The sequence below is a fragment of the Citrobacter sp. Igbk 14 genome (assembly GCF_028069825.1).
Taxonomy (GTDB): domain Bacteria; phylum Pseudomonadota; class Gammaproteobacteria; order Enterobacterales; family Enterobacteriaceae; genus Citrobacter.
Genome location: NZ_JANEWM010000033.1, coordinates 1 through 19,602 on the forward strand (window position 1 = coordinate 1; position 19,602 = coordinate 19,602).

Here is a 19,602-nt window from a genome sequence, read left to right on the forward strand (position 1 = left end):
GGTATATATTTAGTTTTATTTCTTCATGATTGAAATCAAAGGTAGCCATTTCATTATATTTAGAGTTAACCAAATGAGAGCTAACAACACCAGTGCTACCTAACCCAACCACCCATACACTATACTCACCTCCACCTTCACATTTACGGGTAAGTTTAGTCATACTCCTTTCATGGGTATGTCCATGTAAAATAACATTTACTCTATTTTTAAAACACCATTGAACTACCGCTTCCGCATCATACACAATCCCACCGGGCATCCCCATAGTAGGAGTGGAAAAATAATTTACCGCAAATAGGTTATGATGCAATACAACTAATCTTACTGTTCCCATCATTTTAGGAACACCTTTCCAACCCATTTTTTCTTCTGCATCTTTAAGTTGCTCAATACCTATAAAACCTTGCCCCTGAAAGGCCAATCGATGTTGTTGCAAAAGATTACTGTTTAAGTAGCATATCTCAACAGATCGTTGGTTTTTAACCAAATACTTTCTACCCATTGATAGATATTTATTTGGCTCAATATTATAGATATTTTTAAAATGTTGGCGATAGTTGTTTTTGGAATCTTCTCCAAGCTCTGTTGAAACTAACAAATCCCATTCTTCACCACTTAGTTTATTTACATTATCCTCCTTTTTTATTTCAATATCTTTGCCACCATCACCATTATTATCAAGTGGTATTTCTTCCTTTTTTTGATGCATATTTTCATGCAACTTTTGAAGCGCAGATAAAGTATCATGAGAGAGACCTTCACTAAAGCTAACATCATGATTTCCAGGACATATACCGATCGAGTCAAAAGTTAAAGAACTGTTAGCGCACAGATTTCTATAAAATTCCAGAGCGATATTAAATTCCTGCTCCGTTGCCTTCCAAGTAATGTCACCAGATACAATCAACGACTCAATTTCATCTTGGAAATATTCATCTAATAGTGTTTGCAAGGTGCGCTTATTAAAACCAGTAAATTGATGAAACTTATTGGCATCATCAAAATGCAAATCCGACAGCCAATGAAATATACCTGACTTTGAAACAATATGTTTCTCATGAAAAACCCGAGGAATACTAACATTTGCATTTTTTAATAGAATCTCATGCGTATCATGCTTGCCTTTAATAAAATCATTAACAAACCAAAGCGTTCGTTCCTGATACTGTAACTCCCTTAGGCTTGATACTTGCTTCCCTTCAAAGTCTGAAAAACTAGTACCATCTAAAAACATTTGAGAGTTCGTTTCTGAATACGACAAACAATTAAGAGTTTCATATATTTTTTTATCATCTACTTCGGTGATATCTATCAACTTCAACCAAGCAGAACATGAACGACTTGTATAGTAACTAGGCGTAAAATTAGTGTCCGGACACTTTATATCAACGCCACTGAAAATCATTTCATTTAAGATCGCCGCGTATAACTTCCCTGTTCCAGAGTCAAAAAGATATATATTCTTTGTTGTCTCCCTCAGCTCTTTTGATATATCCATAAAATATGAAGGAACTTGTTCACCAGGTTTAGCCCACCATCCCCAATAAACATAACCATGTTCTTTGATGATTTTTAAGTGCTCGGCAATTGTACCACCACTCTCTGTTACCAAATCACGGAACCTTAAAATTAAGGTATCGGTATTCATAGAACCCTCTTCATTAAGAACTACAAGCTAAACGATAACAATGCTGTCAAATTATCATTCAGAACTCTGGCGCGCAATGCTCTCCCCGCCACGCCTGCCCGCTTCGTGGGGCACTTTTAATGCAGGTGCATGAAGGGACTCAGGCCGCGCCAGTGCTGGTGCGGCGCGGGGTGGAAAATTCAGGGTTTTGCATGCAAAGCCATGCAGCGTAGGCATGCATGGCTATTTTTATTAAAAAGACGGGTATTTTCGGGGCGTTTTATGCGGATTTTTTGCGGGTCTGCGCGGCCTGTCGGCGCATGAAAATCTGACTCTGTTCAGGCGTATATTTTGCCCGGTTGTCGTCTCTCGATGCTCTGTCAGGCCGGAAACCGATGGTTGTCAGAATGTCGCGATCTTCCTCTGCATAATCAATATTTCCTCCGCGGGTAACATGAACGGACAGCGCTTCGCGAACACTGGCGGCCGCCCGGTCGAGAGCCCGTTCTCTGACGATGTCAGGTTGTTCGCTGAGGTGCATTAATTCCGGTGCCAGTGCGGCGGCCAGCGCGTCGCCGCTTACCTGCATAAAGGCGTGGAGCTGACGCCGGATACTGATACGCTGCACGGCCTCATGTGACCGGATGTACTGCCCGGCCGACTGATTTACCGCCCATTTTTTCAGGTCAATATCATCCCGCAGCGCCTGTGCGGCCTCCGGTTCATAACGGGTGCAGGTAAGCTCCAGCTCTTTCAGCGCCATTTCAGCCCGCGCCAGTGCTGACTTGCTGCTCATCCAGTCCGATTTATTCTTCTGACAGGTTTCAAAGGCCTGTTCCAGTAGTGCTCGTGCCATTGTCTTTTCTCCTGAATCAGTGGCGCAGCGATGAGCGGGCGCAGTCCAGAATTCGGGGCGGTGTTTCTGGTACTGTCTGCGGCGGTTCGGGCTTTTCTTCTGCCGGTGGCCGTATCACCTCGTCGATAGACTCGGTGGTGCGAAAGGTTGCGGAGCAAAAGACATTCACGCACTGGAGGTAGCTCTGCTTGACGTTATCCGACAGGTAACGGCTGGTACGGACATGGGCAGCCTGTTTGCAGTACGGACAGCGCATCATGGCTTAACCCCCCGCGATTTTTTCTTTTGTGCCAGCTCTTTAGCCCGCGCCATTCTGAGAACAGGGCTTTTATAGAGTTTCATATCCACGCCGGTGAGTGCCGGACGGTGAAGCCCAATTTTTGAAATTACCGGCTCCTGCGTCATGTTGAATGCGTAGTACCTGCTTTGCGCCAGTACATTCTCCCCCAGTTCCTGAATGAGAACGTTGTGAGGGTGTTCTTCTCCTTTCATTTCGAGTTCACGCAGACGTAACGCAAATGCGCGCACCAGTGAGGGAGGGATGTCTTTCATCACGGCCGCCCACTCATTCCGGGAGTAGGCAGAGAACACCGTAAAATGCGTGCCGACGTACTTATCTCCTGATGTACAGGCGGCCAGCATGGTACTGGCTTTATCATCGTTGAGCTCATCAATCAGGGCGGTGAATTCCTCCGCCAGCTCCCGACCAGCCACTCGCTGACTGTGTTCGGCTTTCAGTTCAGGGGTCATCATGCCGCGCAGTTCGCGAAAACGGGTACGCCAGTTCTGTTCGGCTTCGGCACTTTCATTCAGGGCGTTCTGACGCTCTTTCCCGCTGCGGGTAATGGCGGCATCAATATCATTCAGTTTCAGCATATTTTCCGTGTGCACGGATTTGGCCTTGCTGAATGCCTCAAGCGCATTATTTATCGTGGCCTCTGCGTTCTGGTTTGCTTTCTCGTTAAGGCTGTCCAGTGCACTGTCAATGGCCGTGCGGATGTTCTCATCCTGCGTGCTGCCGATGGTTTTCATTACCGCGGTAAACAAATCTGGTTTCATCGTCGGGTTCTCTCTGTGTTTTCAACCTGACGCCATTCTGCCGTCCCTCAGACAACAACTCGATTCATTACCGTTGTAGCAGACATGGCACAAACAGGACTTCAAAACCCGGCTGGCCAGAGAAAGGTCGCAGGAAAACCCTTCTCTCTGTTTGTTTTTTTACATATAACTATTCACTACTGTTCACTCAGTATAAAAATATAAGTAAAACAATAAATTAAAGAGTGAACAGTTGAGAAAGAAGTGTTCACCAACTGTTCACTACTGTTCACTGGTCTGAACATCCCGAATGTAAATTTTATGCGGTATATCCTATTAATTCATGCTGTTAGGGTGATTAAATCAATTTGCATTTCACTTTTGAAATCTCCAGTGCCTTATAACTCCTTCCAGTGCCTTTAAATGGTCTTGAGTAAAAAAACAGCATCCGTTGTCCCGTGCTTTGTACAATTTCCCCCTGTTGCATTGAGAAAAAATATTCACAAAATAGAGCGCTACCTGATACCGGACGGACACGTCCGGATCTCTGCGGATATTAACGAGGTAGCGTTATGCACACGGTTTCATCAGTACCACCTTCTCCCACTGGCACGCACCTGATGCCGGTTTCAGCCCCGGTTCAGGAACGTTTTTTACGTCTCCCGGAAGTCATTCATCAGTGCGGCCTGTCCCGCTCCACGCTCTACGATTTAATCGCCCGCAATGCTTTCCCGGCACAGGTTTCCCTCGGGGGTAAAAATGTCGCCTGGCTACAGTCTGAAATCACGGCGTGGATGGCAGAACGTGTCGCGCACCGCAACCGGAAATACGACGCATGAATCAGAGCCGATTTCACAAAGCCCCTTTTTCTGGCTTGCATCCGTTGTGTGTTTCCTGGTACAGTTTTGTCGCTGTCGCAAAATCGACAGCCGGGCGTAGGAACCCGTGTTACTTATTGGCGACTCAACACGCGCCATGCGTGTTTTTTTACGTCGTTGCTCAGGTACACCCATTTTTCGGGCTGTGGTGGTTTCACACTGGCCTGTATCAGATAATGGTGGTCCGGGCGGGGCAGCCTTCGGGCTGGCCGGTTTCCAATAAGGCCGGTATTCCTACCCCCGTCCGGGCTACCACCCATGAGTGTAGGAACTCCGGTGGTGGCAATAACCGCTACTTATTGGAGGTTGCCCTTATGGCTACGACCCTCACCCCGTCACACCCGCAGTTTGTCTTTGTGTTTGCCGCCGTCCGTCGCGCAGACCGTAAACCCCGTATCTGTATGCTCCGCACCGTGGCCGGTGACGAGCTGGCCGCCCGCCGCACCCTTGTCCGCGAATACGTGCTTTCCCTTGCCGCCCGCCTGCCGGTTGTGGAGGTGTCACATGCGTAATAAAAACACCCCTCAGACCGTCTCAGCGCGTCGTGATGACCTTAACCCCATGAAGGAACACCTCAGCATAGAGGCGTACCATAAACTCAATCGCGCCAGCGCCGTCTCGCAGTTCATCGGTGGAGATTTGCTGCGCCGTGAGCTGAACGGTTTACACCAGCTATACCTGCCGCAGATTTTTAGTTATATCCATGAGGACGTCAGCTACGTCCTGGAAGAGCTGAAAGCCAAAGGCCTGTGCCGTGACTTTCTCGCCACGACGTCGGGAAACGGAGGTGAGCACCATGTTTGATTTCCCTCAGCCGGGTGAAATATATCGCTGTACAGGATTTCCTGATGTGGTGGTGTCGGGCGTGCTGGCCGACGGTATTCCGTGGGATATGCCGTACCGCTGTCCGGGGCTGGTCTGGAATCCGTACCGGCGCACCTACACCATCCTCATTCGTATAATTGCCGGTGGCCGTATGGCAGAAATTCCGCTCGGTCGTTTTTTGCGGGACTTTACCTGTGAGCATCCCGATGTATTTAAGCGCAACCCTGAAAACCGCCATGCCGTATTACGCGAAATAGCGGCTGACCCGGCATTACAGCAATACCGGGCGCGGAATATCGATAAATATCCTGACGATATTCCCCCGGTTAAACGCCCGGCGCCGGTGGCGCATAAATGGCGGAATAATTTCAGGCCGGAAACGGAAATAAAACCGGATAACAGCTACCGCCATTATCTGTAATTAAAAAACGATAACGAATATTAAATGTGCGTATCTGCGCAGGGATACGCACGTCCTCAGGAGACGAAATAATGCCTGTTAACAGTACGGAACGGCCGCAGAATATAAACCAGCCCACCATCAGCCGGGCAGACCTTGAATGCCTCGAACATATGCGCAACGTCGGCCAGCTCGTCGGCGACCTGATGCAGGTGCAGGACTGCACCTCTTTGCGCCACAATCCGGCGCAGCAGCTACAGCTCACCTCGGTGATTTACTTCATGACTGCCCGGCTCGACGGTGTGGTCGACCGCTGTAATCAGCGCTGGCTGACCGGGGAGGGCAACGTATGAAAACCGCATTATCTCCCGTTCTGCGCGCTGCACTTTACCGCCGTGCGGTCGCCTGTGCCTGGCTGACCCTGTGCGAACGTCAGCACCGCTACCCGCAGCTCACGCTCAGTACGCTGGAAAGCGCCATTGCGGCCGAGCTGGAGGGCTTCTATCTGCGCCAGCATGGCGAGGAAAAAGGCCGTCAGATTGCCTGTGCCCTGCTCGAAGATTTAATGGAAGCCGGACCACTGAAAGCCGCCCCGTCGCTGTCCTTTCTCGGGCTGGCCGTGATGGATGAACTCTGCGCCCGTCATATCACCGCACCGGCACTGCACTGAGGGAGACAACCACAATGAAAATGAACGTAACGGACACCGTAAAACAGGCGTGCGGTCACTGGCCGCGCATTCTCCCGGCGCTGGGGGTAACGGTCATCAAAAACCGCCATCAGGCCTGTCCGGTGTGTGGCGGCTCCGACCGCTTTCGCTTTGACGATAAAGAGGGGCGCGGGACGTGGTTCTGTAACCAGTGCGGCGCGGGAGACGGTCTGAAACTGGTTGAGAAAGTGTTCGGCGTGACCCCGTCAGAGGCGGCCGGGAAGGTGAACGCCGTGACCGGCAACCTGCCGCCGGTCTCCCCGGCGGTGACTGCGGCCGCAGACGCTGAAACTGAGGCCGACCGCAAAGCGGCGGCCGCGCTGGCCGCCAGACTGATGGAGAAAGCCCGACCGGCCACCGGCAATGCCTACCTTACCCGCAAGGGCTTCCCCGGTCGGGAATGTCTGACGCTCACCACCCTGCATAAAACCGGCGGTGTGACGTACCGCGCCGGGGATGTGGTTGTCCCGCTGTATGACGATAGCGGCGCACTGGTTAACGTCCAGCTCATTAACGCAGACGGCCTCAAGCGCACCCTGAAAGGGGGGCAGGTAAAAGGGGCATGTCATATTCTCGACGGGAAAAAAGAGGCGGGAAAACGGCTGTGGATAGCGGAGGGCTATGCGACCGCGCTCACCGTGCATCACCTGACCGGGGAAACCGTCATGGTGGCGCTGTCGTCGGTGAACCTCCTTTCTCTGGCGAGCCTTGCCCGTCACAGATACCCGGCCTGCCGGATTGTGCTGGCCGCCGACCGCGACCTTAACGGCGACGGCCAGACCAAAGCGTCTGCGGCCGCAGAGTCCTGCGAGGGCGTGCTCGCCCTGCCGCCGGTGTTCGGGGACTGGAATGATGCGTATACACAGCACGGCGGGGAGGCCACGCGTAAAGCCATGTATGACGCCATCCGGCCACCGGCTGACAGCCCTTTCTCTACCATGAGCGAGGCGGAATTTACCGCCATGAGCACCAGTGAGAAAGCCATGCGGGTGCATGAGCATTACGGCGAAGCGCTGGCGGTGGATGCAAACGGGCAGCTCCTGTCCCGCTATGAGGCGGGAATCTGGAAAATCATCCCGCCGTCGGACTTTGCGCGCGACGTGGCCGGGCTGTTCCAGCGCCTGCGCGCCCCGTTTTCGTCGGGGAAAATTGCCTCGGTGGTCGACACCCTGAAACTGATTATTCCGCAGCAGGACGCCCCGTCACGGCGGCTGATTGGCTTTCGCAACGGCGTGCTTGATACCAAAAGCGGTATATTCAGCCCGCACAGAAAATCGCACTGGCTGCGCACCCTGTGCGACGTGGATTTCACCCCGCCGGTGGAGGGGGAAACGCTGGAGACGCACGCGCCGAATTTCTGGCGCTGGCTCGACCGCGCTGCCGGTTCGCGTGCCGATAAACGTGACGTGATACTCGCCGCGCTGTTTATGGTGCTGGCGAACCGTTACGACTGGCAGCTCTTTCTCGAAGTGACCGGTCCCGGCGGCAGCGGGAAAAGTATTCTGGCCGAAATTGCGACCATGCTCGCCGGGGAAGATAACGCCACGTCGGCGACTATCGAAACGCTGGAGTCGCCCCGCGAACGCGCGGCGCTGATTGGCTTCTCGCTGATACGCCTGCCTGACCAGGAAAAATGGAGCGGTGACGGGGCAGGACTCAAGGCTATCACCGGCGGGGATGCGGTCTCCGTCGACCCGAAATACCGCGATGCATACTCCACCCATATTCCGGCGGTGATACTGGCCGTGAACAATAACCCGATGCGCTTCACCGACCGCAGCGGCGGGGTGTCCCGTCGCCGGGTGATAATGCACTTCCCGGAACAGATTGCCCCGGAAGAGCGTGACCCGAAGCTGAAAGATAAAATCGCCCGGGAGCTGGCCGTCATCGTGCGCCAGCTCATGCAGACGTTCAGCGACCCGATGACCGCGCGCACACTGCTCCAGTCGCAGCAGAACTCCGACGAGGCACTCAGCATCAAGCGCGACGCTGACCCGACGTTCGATTTTTGTGGCTATCTGGAGGCACTGCCCGAGCCTGACGGTATGTACATGGGGAATGCGAATATCATCCCGCGACAGCCGCGCCTGTACCTGTATCACGCCTATCTGGTCTACATGGAGGCACACGGCTACAAGAACACACTCAGCCTGACCATGTTCGGCAAAGGGCTGTCATCGATGCTGAAAGAGTACGGGCTGAATTACGCCAGGCGGCGAACAAATCAGGGTATGCAGACGAATCTTGCGCTCAGGGAAGAAAGCAACGCCGACTGGCTGCCCCGGTGCGACGAAACCACCGCGACATAACCTACCCGGACCGGCATCAGCCGGTCTTTTTTTATCTGAAATCCCGGAAAGTGAACAGTAAAGTGTTCACTGTTCACGGACTGTTCACTGGATATCGCATTGAAATTAAAGATAAATAATGGCGAGTGAACAGTGTGAACAGTTTTCCGTAAAAAAAGTTTTTTTCTTGATGTGATCTATTCAAAAACAAGTTCGCTTAACCACAGGAAACATTGCAACAAATCGCCATTGGTATACGCTTAGGTATACCAATGAAAGTTGAATTGAAAAATAAACAATAAAAACATGATGTTGAAAATATTATTCAGACTCCGCCAGCCCACCAAACATTCATTCATGATGCATCATGAACCTTAAAAAAGCCTGTAACTTCAACGAGTTGCAGGCTTTTTGTTGCATGTGTGGTCATGATCTCTGTATGAATCTTGACCTTTTGGCACCATATTTAGCACCACGGTATCGTGGGGCTAAAAAAGCGTGGTGCTAAAACATGCCTAAGCAACTGAAACCATTAACAAATGTGGAGATCGCTGGCGCGAAGCCCCGTAGCACAGATTATGAACTACGGGACGGTGAAGGCCTGTACTTGCTGGTTAAGACTTCAGGGAGGAAGGCCTGGCATTTCGAGTATTATCATCCCGTCACCAAAAAGCGCACCAAAACCAGCCTTGGCCCTTACCCGGTCGTTACACTGGCGATGGCCCGCGAAACTCGCACGCAGTACAGACGGCTGCTCTGGCAGGGCATCGCTCCTCGTCAACACTTAGCTGAAATAGCCGAAGAAAAACGCATCCAGAATGAATGCACGCTGGAAAAGGTAGCCGGACAGTGGCTGGAAGAGAAAAAACGGACCTGTGGACTCAGCGAAGATCACGTCAAAGATATCTGGCGTTCGCTGGAGATGCACGTCTTTCCTTCTCTGGGCCATACGCCCGTCACCGAGATCCGCCCGAAAATACTCAAGGAACACCTCACACCGCTGGAAGAACAGGGCATCCTCGAAACGCTGCGGCGGGTTATCTCGCGGCTCAATGAAATCTTCCGCTTTGCCATCTCCGAAGAGCTCATCGAGTTCAATCCGGCTGACAACCTGGTCGCCGCTTCAAGAAACCGAAAAAGCAGAACATGCCCGCACTCCACCCCAGCGAGTTGGGTAGGCTGATGCTGGCGCTACAGAACGCCTCTATCCGCAAGGAAACCCGCTGCCTTATCGAATGGGAGCTACTGACCTGGGTTCGCCCCGGCGAAGCCGTTAGCGCCCGCTGGTGTGACATCGATATGAAAAAAGCAGAATGGCGTATCCCTGACACCTTTATGAAGATGAACCGTTCGCATACGGTGCCGCTCAGCAAACAGGCACTGCGCGTTCTTCAGATCATGGAGCCAGTCAGCCGCCATCGTCCGTGGGTTTTCCCCAGCATTCGCAAACCACTGGAGCATATGCACCAACAGACCGCGAACGCCGCGCTTATCCGTATGGGGTTTGGCGGTGAACTGGTCGCCCACGGCATGCGCAGCATCGCCAGGACCGCAGGCGCAGGTCATTTCCCCCGTGAAGTTCTGGAATCTGCGCTGGCACACCAGAAAGAAGACGAGATCGAAGCGGCCTATAACCGCAGCGATTACCTGGAACAAAGGCGACCGCTGATGCAGTGGTGGGGAAACTACGTTGATGCTGCCAGACGACAGGCGCTGCTCGGTGCAGAAGAACCGCTGCAGATCGTGAAAGGAGAATAATGTGACCAGCCCCATTAGTCAGAATCTGTTTGAACGGGAATGTGATATGCCGCTGCTGGAAGCGCGGCATATCGCCCTTCTGCTTCTCGGCCTCGATGCTTCCCAACCTGCAAACGCCCTGCCGGAAGAACATCAGGAAAATTACCGTATCCTGCACGACGCCATCAGCCGCACCATCAAAGCAACGGGCATGATCAGCGCCCCGGCGAATAAACGCATGTTCTATGCCGATGAAATGTTTGCCCTGGCCTGGCGGCTTATTGATGACGAACTCACGCCGCCAGAAATTAAGGCCCGCAGCCTTAAGGCGGTGATGAAACTGTCACGCAACAGCCGTGGCCGCAAGTGGCTGAAGACACTCGGCGACGATGCGCTACCGGATCTCACTGCTTCAGCACAACCTTCCCAGCGTGGGATGCATAAGCGTGACAAAGCGCGGGAGAATACAGCCCGACTCTGCTGGCTACTGGTTCAGCTTCTGGTTGAGGAGACTGATGGGCGTTACGGGACGTCTGATAAGCCGGCTTCGGATCGGATACTTCGAAAGCTGAAAACGCTGGCTCAGGAGCGAGAATTGTTGTCAGACGGGCTTGGGCGAGGGACCTTTTATGAGGTACTGAAGATGGGACGGGGGAAGAGAACGTAGGTAGTCGCTCCCAGTGGCGAGTGTAGCGAACCAATTAAGCTATGATACTTCAGGCGTATAGTCGGCTTCGTGCCAGGAGCGGAAGTTGCTAAGTTTGGTCTGCATTAATTTGAAGGGAGCAGAACACATGAGCCAAGAACGAATTTCTGCGGAATTTTTTTCGTGCACCGCGGAGGTGAAAGGTCATAAATGGTACGCCAGTACCGACTTTACCTAGCTTTTTTTAAGTTCAGCAGCAAAACCTGCCTTGCAGGTTTCCTGCATCGGGATAATCGATACTGAACCTTGTGCATACCGTTCTCATCAGTTGAATTAAAGATTCCACAGTCTTTGCCGATACCACCTTGGTTCTTGCTTGTGATGCGTTCAGTGTTCAGCGCTGTTTGCTATAGCCCTCCAGACTGATTACAGACCGCCTCTTAAAAGCCAATCCTTACTCTAAAGGGAACTCATGAGATTAAAATACTCAGCACTCTTACTCGCCGTTGCCATTACAGGCTGTGATAACAAAAAAGACGTGATCGGTTGTTCCTCTGAAATGACCCAGTCAGCTCTCATGGATTTAATAAAAAAATCTGCTTATGAAGGTCTCTCTGAACAGGTCGACAAATACCCTGACGTCACTAATCAGACCAAACGAAGCGCTTTGGACAAGATTAAACTGACCATCTCTGAAATCTCCACAACTTCAAGTGACACGGGCAGCACAATGAAAACTTGTGAAGGGACCGTGACGATGACCCTACCTGCGAACGAGTACGCACAGCTTTCTGATGCTTACAGAAAGAACTTTAACCGTAATCTCGACAAGCAAATGGAAAGCCTGTCTTTGGATAACAACGCAAACGCCTTTTCAAAACGCATCTCCTACACCGCACAGGCAACCGACGATCAGAAAAACGTTTTTGTGAAAGCTTCTTCTGATAACCCAATATCAGTGGGTGCCGCTGCACTGACATCGCTTTCCATCATCAACCCGATCGTTGAGCAGCAGAAAATCCAGCAGGCTAAGGATGCCCAGCAAAGTCAAATTGAAGCGGAACAACAGGCACAACTCAGGGCGCAGCAACAGGCTAAATATGAGGCGGAGCAGCAGGTTCAGCAAACCATTCAACAACAATCCTACCAGCAGCCTCAGCAACAAAAAGCTGACAACCTTGATCAGTCCCGAATGGCTTTTGCGAATGCTGACTCTGATTTGAATACCGCTTGGAGCACATTAACACCAGAGAAGAAAAAAGAGTTGCTGCCTTCTCAGCGCCAGTGGATCAAAACTAAGGACGCTATGTGCGGTAAAGTTTCAATGCAGGGAACAGATGCTGAAGTCAAGAAAATGGTCGACTGCCAGACGCAAATGACCCTTTCAAGGACCGCGTTCTTCAGAAATCAATAGCGGAAACTCCCTTCAAGCTGGTGGCCAGGGCTAAGCTGGCGCCAGCGTAATGCGGGATAATTTCAGCCGTTGTTCCCTGATGCCCCACGCCGGATATTTTACTCGCGGTTAGAACGGGATTTTGGGACGTAGATATTTCATTAAAGGCGATGACCATCATAGTCATCAACTACATGAATTTTCTGTTAAAGATATGCAAGTATTAAGACATCTTACTTTCCGTGATTACCAATGATGTTAATCGTTGCAGGCACTCAAAAAAGAATTCATCGATCATCAATTGCAACAAGTATTGCTTGTCCGGGATCGAAAAATACAAATTAAATTTGTTACTGGAAAGTGCTGTCTAATTAATCGGGAACGCTCCACTGCCATGAGTAAAATGTCTGCACTTCGCTCAAAGCATCCTATCAACGTGGTCTATCTCCCTTATCGCAGCCTAGTAGTACAAAAATCAACCTTTACGTACGATAATTTTCGATATCCAAACTGACCCCTAGCTGACTGGCCAGTCAATCAGGTCAGCGAACTGTTACCCTGAAGCGTAACCCCGCCAACTGAATGACTCATCCCCGTCAATACGGCTCTCGCTGTGCGCTTACTAATAATGTAATAATCTACCCCTTCAACTATGGCGGTTTTTTTGTAGGTGGGTAGATAATGAAGAAAGTGCTGGTACTTATCCTGGGATTGTTCACGGTTACATGCGTCAATGCTGAAGGTGTTTCTCAGGCAGATATGAACGAGATGAATGCTGTAATGCGGTGTATGGCCTACACAATGGATATGGGATTAAGAACTGATGTGACTCCTGACCAGGCTCAGTCGATGGAACAGAAAGCTGTGCAGTTGTTTGATTCTGGTTCTCAGTGTCAGGCTATTACACTCAATGCGCTAATTGAAAATTTTAGCCGCTAGATATTTACCCTTCGGCACTTCTCGGGCGTAACATCCCCAGTTGTCACTGGCTATCATCTTGGTATCGGACTCTGTCGATAAAATAATGTCAGCGATTCGCGAACTAATAGGTAAACCAGATCATCACCTGTTTTCGTGCTATACAACTATCAGAACCAGTGCTACAGCGCCTTGTTGCCGACAAAACGCCACTGTTCATCAAGTTCACAGATAAGCACCACATCGGCATGATACGACCAGTCTACCGTTCTGCTTTATACCCAATCGCCCTGTTTTTAATGTCATCATCCAAAAATAGCTGCATCTTGCAAAATTCTACTATATAAGCCGTAAAGAGCACACAGCATCACCAAACCGACAATCGTAAAAGCTATCACCATTAACCGGGAGAGCGCTCTGTAAGTGCTACTTGATGTATTTATCTCACGCTCCAACTGCCAGAAAAGCTGCCCCAACCGCCAAACAAAAAAACCCAGCGCTACAAATATAACTGCAATAACCGCGCTTACTACAGGCAAACCAGATCTCGTACCAAACACTAGATCGTTACCCGCAATAATAATTCCGTTAGCCACTGCTATCAGCGCTGCAACCAAAGAAAGATACTTAGTGTACATCCCCTCACCCTCAATATGTTTTTAAATCTTTTTCAGCTTCCCGAGTATAACTCTCGAAATGGGCCACTCTATTTTTGATGCTGTATCGTCGTTCTACCAAACTATATTTCTATTTTTCACTGCTATTGTTATCCCTTTGATGAAGTTCAGAGGTTATAAAACATGAATACTACTAAAAGCACGACAAAGTCTATAGGGTGATATATTCGCCACTTTCAGCTATTCGCACAGCTAATTGTGCAAGTTATTATAAGCATTAGTCGGAAAGATTTATCCATACTCTTTCCTAAGTATACCAGGTTTGCTACTCTTTTTTCCGAGTGCGGTGCCATATCGCACAACGTGCAGGCATAAAGTGCAGCCAACCACGTGTCGATATAAAAAGGGCCGCCAAAGCGACCCTTTCATTTCAGAGAAAAAACAATTACAGCAGTTCTTTTGCTTTCGCGACAACGTTGTCGACGGTGAAGCCGAACTCTTCAAACAGCAGCTCTGCCGGAGCAGATTCACCAAAGGTAGTCATCCCGACGATTGCGCCGTTCAGGCCCACGTATTTGAACCAGTAGTCAGCGATACCCGCTTCCACTGCAACGCGAGCGGAGACCGCTTTCGGCAGTACGGATTCACGGTATGCGGCATCCTGCTTGTCGAACGCGTCGGTAGACGGCATGGAAACCACGCGCGCCTTCACGCCTTCAGCAGTCAGTTTGTCCCACGCTGCAACCGCCAGCTCAACTTCAGAACCGGTCGCGATGAAGATCAGTTCTGGCTGACCAGCGCAATCTTTCAACACGTAGCCGCCGCGAGCGATGTTCGCCAGCTGCTCTGCAGTACGCTCCTGCTGGGCCAGGTTCTGGCGGGAGAGGATCAGCGCGGTCGGGCCGTCCTGACGTTCAACGCCGTATTTCCACGCAACGGCAGATTCAACCTGGTCACACGGACGCCATGTGCTCATGTTCGGCGTCACACGCAGGGAAGCCACCTGCTCTACCGGCTGGTGAGTCGGGCCGTCTTCGCCCAGACCGATGGAGTCGTGGGTGTAGACCATCACCTGACGCTGTTTCATCAGCGCCGCCATACGCACCGCGTTACGGGCATATTCGACGAACATCAGGAAGGTGGAGGTGTACGGCAGGAAACCACCGTGCAGGGAGATACCGTTCGCGATAGCGGTCATACCGAATTCACGCACACCGTAATGGATGTAGTTACCGGCAGCGTCTTCATTAATGGCTTTCGAGCCAGACCAGATAGTCAGGTTCGATGGCGCGAGGTCCGCGGAGCCGCCGAGGAATTCCGGCAACAGCGGACCAAACGCTTCGATGGCGTTCTGGGATGCTTTACGGCTGGCTATTTTGGACGGGTTCGCCTGCAGTTTAGCAATGAACTCGTTCGCTTTTGCGTCGAAGTCAGACGGCATTTCGCCTTTCATACGACGGGTGAATTCAGCGGCTTCCTGCGGGAAGGCTTTGGCATAAGCAGCGAACTTCTCGTTCCAGGCCGCTTCTTTTGCCTGGCCGGCTTCTTTCGCATCCCACTGCGCGTAGATTTCAGACGGGATCTCGAACGGCGCGTAGTTCCAGCCCAGCTGTTCACGGGTCAGCGCGATTTCTGCATCACCCAGCGGTGCACCGTGAGAGTCATGGGTGCCGGCTTTGTTCGGAGAGCCGAAACCGATGATGGTTTTGCACATCAGCAGGGACGGCTTGTCGGTCACCGCGCGGGCTTCTTCAACGGCGCGCTTAATCGCGTCAGCATCGTGGCCATCAACGCCACGCACCACGTGCCAGCCGTAGGCTTCAAAGCGTTTGGCGGTGTCATCGGTGAACCAGCCTTCAACGTGACCGTCGATGGAGATGCCGTTGTCATCGTAGAACGCCACCAGTTTGCCCAGCTTCAGGGTACCGGCCAGGGAGCACACTTCGTGAGAAATGCCTTCCATCATGCAGCCATCGCCCATGAACGCGTAAGTAAAGTGGTCAACGATGTCGTGGCCCGGACGGTTGAACTGCGCCGCCAGCGTTTTTTCAGCGATAGCCATACCGACAGCGTTGGCAATACCCTGACCCAGCGGGCCGGTGGTGGTCTCCACACCGGCGGTGTAACCGACTTCCGGGTGACCCGGGGTTCTGGAGTGCAGCTGACGGAAGTTCTGCAGCTCAGACATCGGCAGGTCGTAGCCGGTGAGGTGCAGCAGGCTGTAAATCAGCATGGAGCCGTGACCGTTGGACAGCACAAAGCGGTCACGGTCAGCCCAGGCCGGGTTAGTCGGGTTATGGTTCAGGAAATCACGCCACAGGACTTCGGCAATGTCAGCCATACCCATCGGGGCACCCGGATGACCGGATTTGGCTTTCTGTACTGCGTCCATGCTCAGCGCACGAATAGCATTGGCAAGAGTTTTACGCGCTGGCATCGGCGGTCCCCTTTTGCGTTGCCAGCCGGGCGGCAAGCAGCGCTTCAAGTTTCTCCTGATCCTGGGCGAACAGACGAATGCCTTCAGCCAGCTTATCCACCGCCATCGCATCCTGATGGTGCTGCCAGTAAAATTCAGCTTCGCTTATCGGCGATGGACGGTGTTCCATCGCAACAGGGGTACGCAGTTTTCTTTCAACTTCACCTTCGTGCGCATCCAGTTCGCTCAGCAGAGCAGGGGAAATCGTCAGGCGATCGCACCCGGCTAACGCCAGTACCTGCTCTGTTTTGCGGAAGCTGGCCCCCATGATGACCGTCGGATAACCGTGTGCTTTGTAATAGTGGTAGATGTCTCGTACCGATACTACGCCCGGATCGCGGTCTGCCTGGTATGTTGTTTGCGGCTGATGCTGTTGATACCAGTCGTAAATCCGCCCCACAAACGGTGAGATCAGGTACACCCCGGCTTCAGCGCAGGCGCGGGCCTGGGCGAAAGAGAACAGCAGCGTCAGGTTGCAGTTAATGCCTTCTTTTTCCAGTTCTTCCGCGGCGCGAATACCCTGCCAGGTCGCGGCGAGTTTGATAAGAATGCGAGATTTATCAATGCCCTGTTGCTGATACAGGCGAATAAGTTTGCGTGCTTTGGCGACACATAGGCCACGGTCAAAGGAGAGGCGGGCGTCGACTTCGGTAGAGACGCGACCAGGTACATGACGCAATAACTCCAGCCCGATATTCACTGCCAGTTTATCGCTGGCGTTGAGTATCTGTGTGGCCTCGGACCCGCCCTGTTTAATGGCGAATTCAACGGCATCATCGATCAGGTGCTGATAGTGCGGGATTGCCGCGGCTTTGAGAATGAGCGACGGATTAGTGGTGGCATCCTGAGGTTTAAAACGACGCACTGCTTCAATGTCACCGCTGTCAGCCACGACGGTGGTAAGGCGTTTAAGTTCATCTAACTGACTCATAATCTTGATCCTTTCAAAGAACAGAGGTTGAGCGGCTAATGGTGTTATGCAGACTTACCCAATTTCTCGTAGTGGCTGATTCTGTCGACTTTCGGTGCGGAGCGCCCCCCCTCGAACTCAGATGCCAGCCAGACATCAACGATGTTTTTTGCCAGTTCCGGACCGATAACGCGTGCGCCTAAAGTCATTACCTGAGCGTCGTTGCTTTTGCGTGCGCGCTCGGCGGAATAGGTATCATGGCATTGCGCGGCGCGTACGCCGGGGACTTTGTTAGCCACAATCGCCATACCGATCCCCGTACCGCACAACAGAATGCCGCGTGGGTAGGTACCGTCGCCAATGGCGCTGGCCAGATTAAAAGCGATATCCGGATAAATCAGCGGGTTGTCATCGACATCATGGCTGAAGTCGACAACTTCTATGCCTTTCGACTGTAAGTGGGATTTCACCTGGTTTTTCAGGTCAGTTGCCGCATCATCAGCACCAATCGCGATTGTTAACATAACGGTTTCCTCACATTGTGGAACAGGGGATTTGAAATGTTCATGTGAACGAAGATCTATCATATGAACAAATTCTGGTTGAGTAAAAAGTAGCTTTTAATAAACATAAGTTCAATATGTTTTCATATGAACAGTCAAAAAGATTGCTACCACCCCCAATAATGACTATGCAACCCCTCGCATCGCTTAAAAAAGACATTTTGAGGGCGATCACAATTTCATTTGATGCTCATATGCACGAATCTTATGAACTGCTAATGTTCATTTGTCATGTAGCGTGAATGTAAATGGATTACACAACCAGGAATGGAATTACGCTTATTCATCATTGCTAGTAATACGGCAAGAACATTTACCCTCTGATCCCACCGGTAACCAGGTTGCCCGGAAGGAGAGATACTGTGACCAGCACTCATCAAAACGTAGCGGTTGACGTAGAAAAATCAGCGATTCGTAAGATCTCCATGCGTCTCGTCCCCTTTGTGGCTTTGATGTTCTTTATTAACTTCCTCGACAGAACCGCGATCTCTTTCGCTGGTCCTAACGGCATGATGCAGGACCTTGGCCTCCAGGTTGCGCAATTCGGGCTGGCCTCAGGGATTTTCTTTATTGGCTATATTCTTCTGGAAGTCCCCAGCAATCTGGCATTGCACCGATACGGCGCGCGTCGCTGGCTGGCGCGTATCATGGTTTCCTGGGGGATCGTTTCTCTGTTATTCACTTGGGTGAGTAATGTTGAAGGGCTTTATATCCTGCGCCTGCTGCTGGGTGTGGCGGAAGCGGGCTTCTTCCCAGGGGCCATATTCTTCCTGAGCGCCTGGGTTCCGGCTCGTCATCGCAGCAAAATTCTGGCGCTGTTCTATCTGGCGCAGCCGCTGACCGTCGTATTTGGCGCACCGCTGGCAGCCTGGTTTATCAATCAGCACGGTCTGTTTGGTCTGGAAGGCTGGCGCGTTATGTTCCTTGGCGTATCCATTCCGGCCATCGTTGTGGGTATCATCGCGTGGTTCTATCTGATTGATAAGCCTGACGATGCCAAATGGCTGACCCGACAAGAAAAGGCATGGCTGAATAGCGAACTGGCGCGTGAAGACGCACAGAAATCCAGTGCTGCTAACCATAGCCTGCGTTCGGTCATGTCCAACGCGCGCGTCTGGGTGCTGTGCCTGATCTACTTTGGTTTTGTCTACGGTCTGTACGCGCTGGCGTTCTTCCTTCCCACCATCATCAGCGGTTTCCAGAGCCAGTTTAACGTGACCTTCGGCGTAATGGAGAAAGGTCTGATCACCGGCGCGCCGTACCTGGTGGCAGCGATTGTCATGTATTTCTGGTCCCGGGATGTGTCGCGGCGTGGTTGCAAAACGTGGCATATCGCTTTGCCAGCCCTGGTCGGCGCAATTTCCGTCCCTACCGCGCTGTATATGGACACACCGTTTGCCACCATGGTGGTGATCTCGCTAACCGCCAGCGCCATTTTTGCCGCACTGCCAAACTTCTGGACCTTGCCGACTCAGTTTCTGTCTGGCGCGTCCGCCGCCGCCGCCGTGGCGCTCATCAATACCCTCGGTAATGTGGCTGGTTTTTCGGCGGGCTACATTACCGGTGCGCTGCATGATGTGACGCACAGTTATCTGGCACCAATGATGGTGGTGGGCGGGTTTATGCTGTTGTCGGCAATCCTGATGCTGGTATTAAGCCGTATTCCCCACACGTCCAATGCTGCCGATGTGAAGATGAAACGAGCAGGAGAGCACTAA

19 protein-coding genes and 2 pseudogenes are annotated in these 19,602 nt (G+C 51.7%); 12 read left to right on the forward strand and 9 right to left on the reverse strand.

The features are described 5' to 3' along the window. The 4 genes from NNN64_RS13955 to NNN64_RS13970 form a co-directional block, all read right to left on the reverse strand. Positions 1-1,651, reverse strand: a 1,651-nt coding sequence (locus tag NNN64_RS13955) for a metallophosphoesterase family protein (RefSeq protein WP_271441752.1), incomplete at its 3' end; no start/stop codon positions are given. A gap of 259 nt (positions 1,652-1,910) precedes the next feature. Then, on the reverse strand, positions 1,911-2,486 hold the full coding sequence (locus NNN64_RS13960; RefSeq protein ID WP_000090076.1) for a phage polarity suppression protein: 576 nt from the start codon (positions 2,484-2,486) through the stop codon (positions 1,911-1,913). A gap of 16 nt (positions 2,487-2,502) precedes the next feature. Further along, complete coding sequence (locus NNN64_RS13965; RefSeq protein WP_000984214.1) at positions 2,503-2,745, reverse strand: ogr/Delta-like zinc finger family protein; 243 nt, start codon at positions 2,743-2,745, stop codon at positions 2,503-2,505. Beyond that, complete coding sequence (locus tag NNN64_RS13970) at positions 2,742-3,545, reverse strand: capsid protein (protein ID WP_087052140.1); 804 nt, start codon at positions 3,543-3,545, stop codon at positions 2,742-2,744. The genes NNN64_RS13965 and NNN64_RS13970 overlap by 4 nt, the downstream gene beginning before the upstream one ends. A 551-nt stretch (positions 3,546-4,096) precedes the next feature. On the opposite strand from NNN64_RS13970, the gene NNN64_RS13975 reads away from it, so the two are divergent. The 11 genes and pseudogenes from NNN64_RS13975 (at position 4,097) to NNN64_RS14025 (ending at position 13,339) form a co-directional block, all read left to right on the forward strand. After that, a complete protein-coding gene (locus tag NNN64_RS13975; protein ID WP_071692543.1) occupies positions 4,097-4,363 on the forward strand; it encodes a helix-turn-helix transcriptional regulator in 267 nt (88 codons plus the stop codon). Further along, a complete protein-coding gene (locus NNN64_RS13980; RefSeq protein WP_087052141.1) occupies positions 4,360-4,914 on the forward strand; it encodes a host cell division inhibitor Icd-like protein in 555 nt (184 codons plus the stop codon). The genes NNN64_RS13975 and NNN64_RS13980 overlap by 4 nt, the downstream gene beginning before the upstream one ends. Then, positions 4,907-5,206 carry a Derepression protein gene (locus NNN64_RS13985; RefSeq protein ID WP_087052142.1) on the forward strand — a complete coding sequence of 100 codons (300 nt, stop codon included), beginning with the start codon at positions 4,907-4,909 and terminating at the stop codon, positions 5,204-5,206. The genes NNN64_RS13980 and NNN64_RS13985 overlap by 8 nt, the downstream gene beginning before the upstream one ends. After that, the gene (locus NNN64_RS13990) at positions 5,199-5,648 is read left to right on the forward strand and encodes a hypothetical protein (protein ID WP_087052143.1); all 450 of its coding nucleotides are present in this window, start codon (positions 5,199-5,201) and stop codon (positions 5,646-5,648) included. Before NNN64_RS13985 ends, NNN64_RS13990 begins: the two co-directional genes overlap by 8 nt. A gap of 71 nt (positions 5,649-5,719) precedes the next feature. Beyond that, positions 5,720-5,980 carry a hypothetical protein gene (locus NNN64_RS13995; RefSeq protein WP_370867245.1) on the forward strand — a complete coding sequence of 87 codons (261 nt, stop codon included), beginning with the start codon at positions 5,720-5,722 and terminating at the stop codon, positions 5,978-5,980. Then, positions 5,977-6,297, forward strand: a complete 321-nt coding sequence (locus NNN64_RS14000; RefSeq protein WP_016151192.1) for a DUF5375 domain-containing protein — start codon at positions 5,977-5,979, stop codon at positions 6,295-6,297. The genes NNN64_RS13995 and NNN64_RS14000 overlap by 4 nt, the downstream gene beginning before the upstream one ends. Positions 6,298-6,311: 14 nt before the next feature. Beyond that, complete coding sequence (locus NNN64_RS14005; protein WP_271441753.1) at positions 6,312-8,645, forward strand: primase-helicase zinc-binding domain-containing protein; 2,334 nt, start codon at positions 6,312-6,314, stop codon at positions 8,643-8,645. Between the two features lie 490 nt (positions 8,646-9,135). After that, a pseudogene (locus NNN64_RS14010) lies at positions 9,136-10,382 on the forward strand (integrase domain-containing protein). 1 nt (position 10,383) lies between these two features. After that, the gene (locus tag NNN64_RS14015; RefSeq protein WP_271441754.1) at positions 10,384-11,028 is read left to right on the forward strand and encodes a hypothetical protein; all 645 of its coding nucleotides are present in this window, start codon (positions 10,384-10,386) and stop codon (positions 11,026-11,028) included. A gap of 451 nt (positions 11,029-11,479) precedes the next feature. After that, positions 11,480-12,421 (forward strand): lysozyme inhibitor LprI family protein, encoded by a 942-nt coding sequence (locus tag NNN64_RS14020; protein ID WP_071692583.1) that lies wholly within the window; start codon positions 11,480-11,482, stop codon positions 12,419-12,421. A 660-nt stretch (positions 12,422-13,081) separates the two neighbouring features. Beyond that, positions 13,082-13,339 carry a hypothetical protein gene (locus NNN64_RS14025; protein ID WP_271441755.1) on the forward strand — a complete coding sequence of 86 codons (258 nt, stop codon included), beginning with the start codon at positions 13,082-13,084 and terminating at the stop codon, positions 13,337-13,339. Here NNN64_RS14025 and NNN64_RS14030 read toward each other — a convergent pair. From NNN64_RS14030 to rpiB, 5 genes and pseudogenes are all read right to left on the reverse strand, one after another. After that, positions 13,319-13,393 (reverse strand): annotated as a pseudogene (locus NNN64_RS14030) (IS1 family transposase); the annotation flags it as partial. The gene NNN64_RS14025 and the pseudogene NNN64_RS14030 overlap by 21 nt on opposite strands. 230 nt (positions 13,394-13,623) lie before the next feature. Then, positions 13,624-13,956 (reverse strand): hypothetical protein, encoded by a 333-nt coding sequence (locus tag NNN64_RS14035; protein ID WP_271441756.1) that lies wholly within the window; start codon positions 13,954-13,956, stop codon positions 13,624-13,626. A 424-nt stretch (positions 13,957-14,380) separates the two neighbouring features. Beyond that, on the reverse strand, positions 14,381-16,372 hold the full coding sequence (gene tkt / locus NNN64_RS14040; RefSeq protein ID WP_271441757.1) for a transketolase: 1,992 nt from the start codon (positions 16,370-16,372) through the stop codon (positions 14,381-14,383). Next, positions 16,359-17,342 (reverse strand): transaldolase, encoded by a 984-nt coding sequence (tal, locus tag NNN64_RS14045; RefSeq protein ID WP_271441758.1) that lies wholly within the window; start codon positions 17,340-17,342, stop codon positions 16,359-16,361. Before tal ends, tkt begins: the two co-directional genes overlap by 14 nt. A 44-nt stretch (positions 17,343-17,386) precedes the next feature. Then, entirely contained in the window at positions 17,387-17,845 is a 459-nt protein-coding gene (rpiB, locus tag NNN64_RS14050; RefSeq protein ID WP_267439463.1) for a ribose 5-phosphate isomerase B, read from the reverse strand. A gap of 401 nt (positions 17,846-18,246) precedes the next feature. Between rpiB and NNN64_RS14055 the strand changes: the two genes are divergently transcribed. Continuing rightward, a complete protein-coding gene (locus NNN64_RS14055) occupies positions 18,247-19,602 on the forward strand; it encodes an MFS transporter (RefSeq protein WP_271441759.1) in 1,356 nt (451 codons plus the stop codon).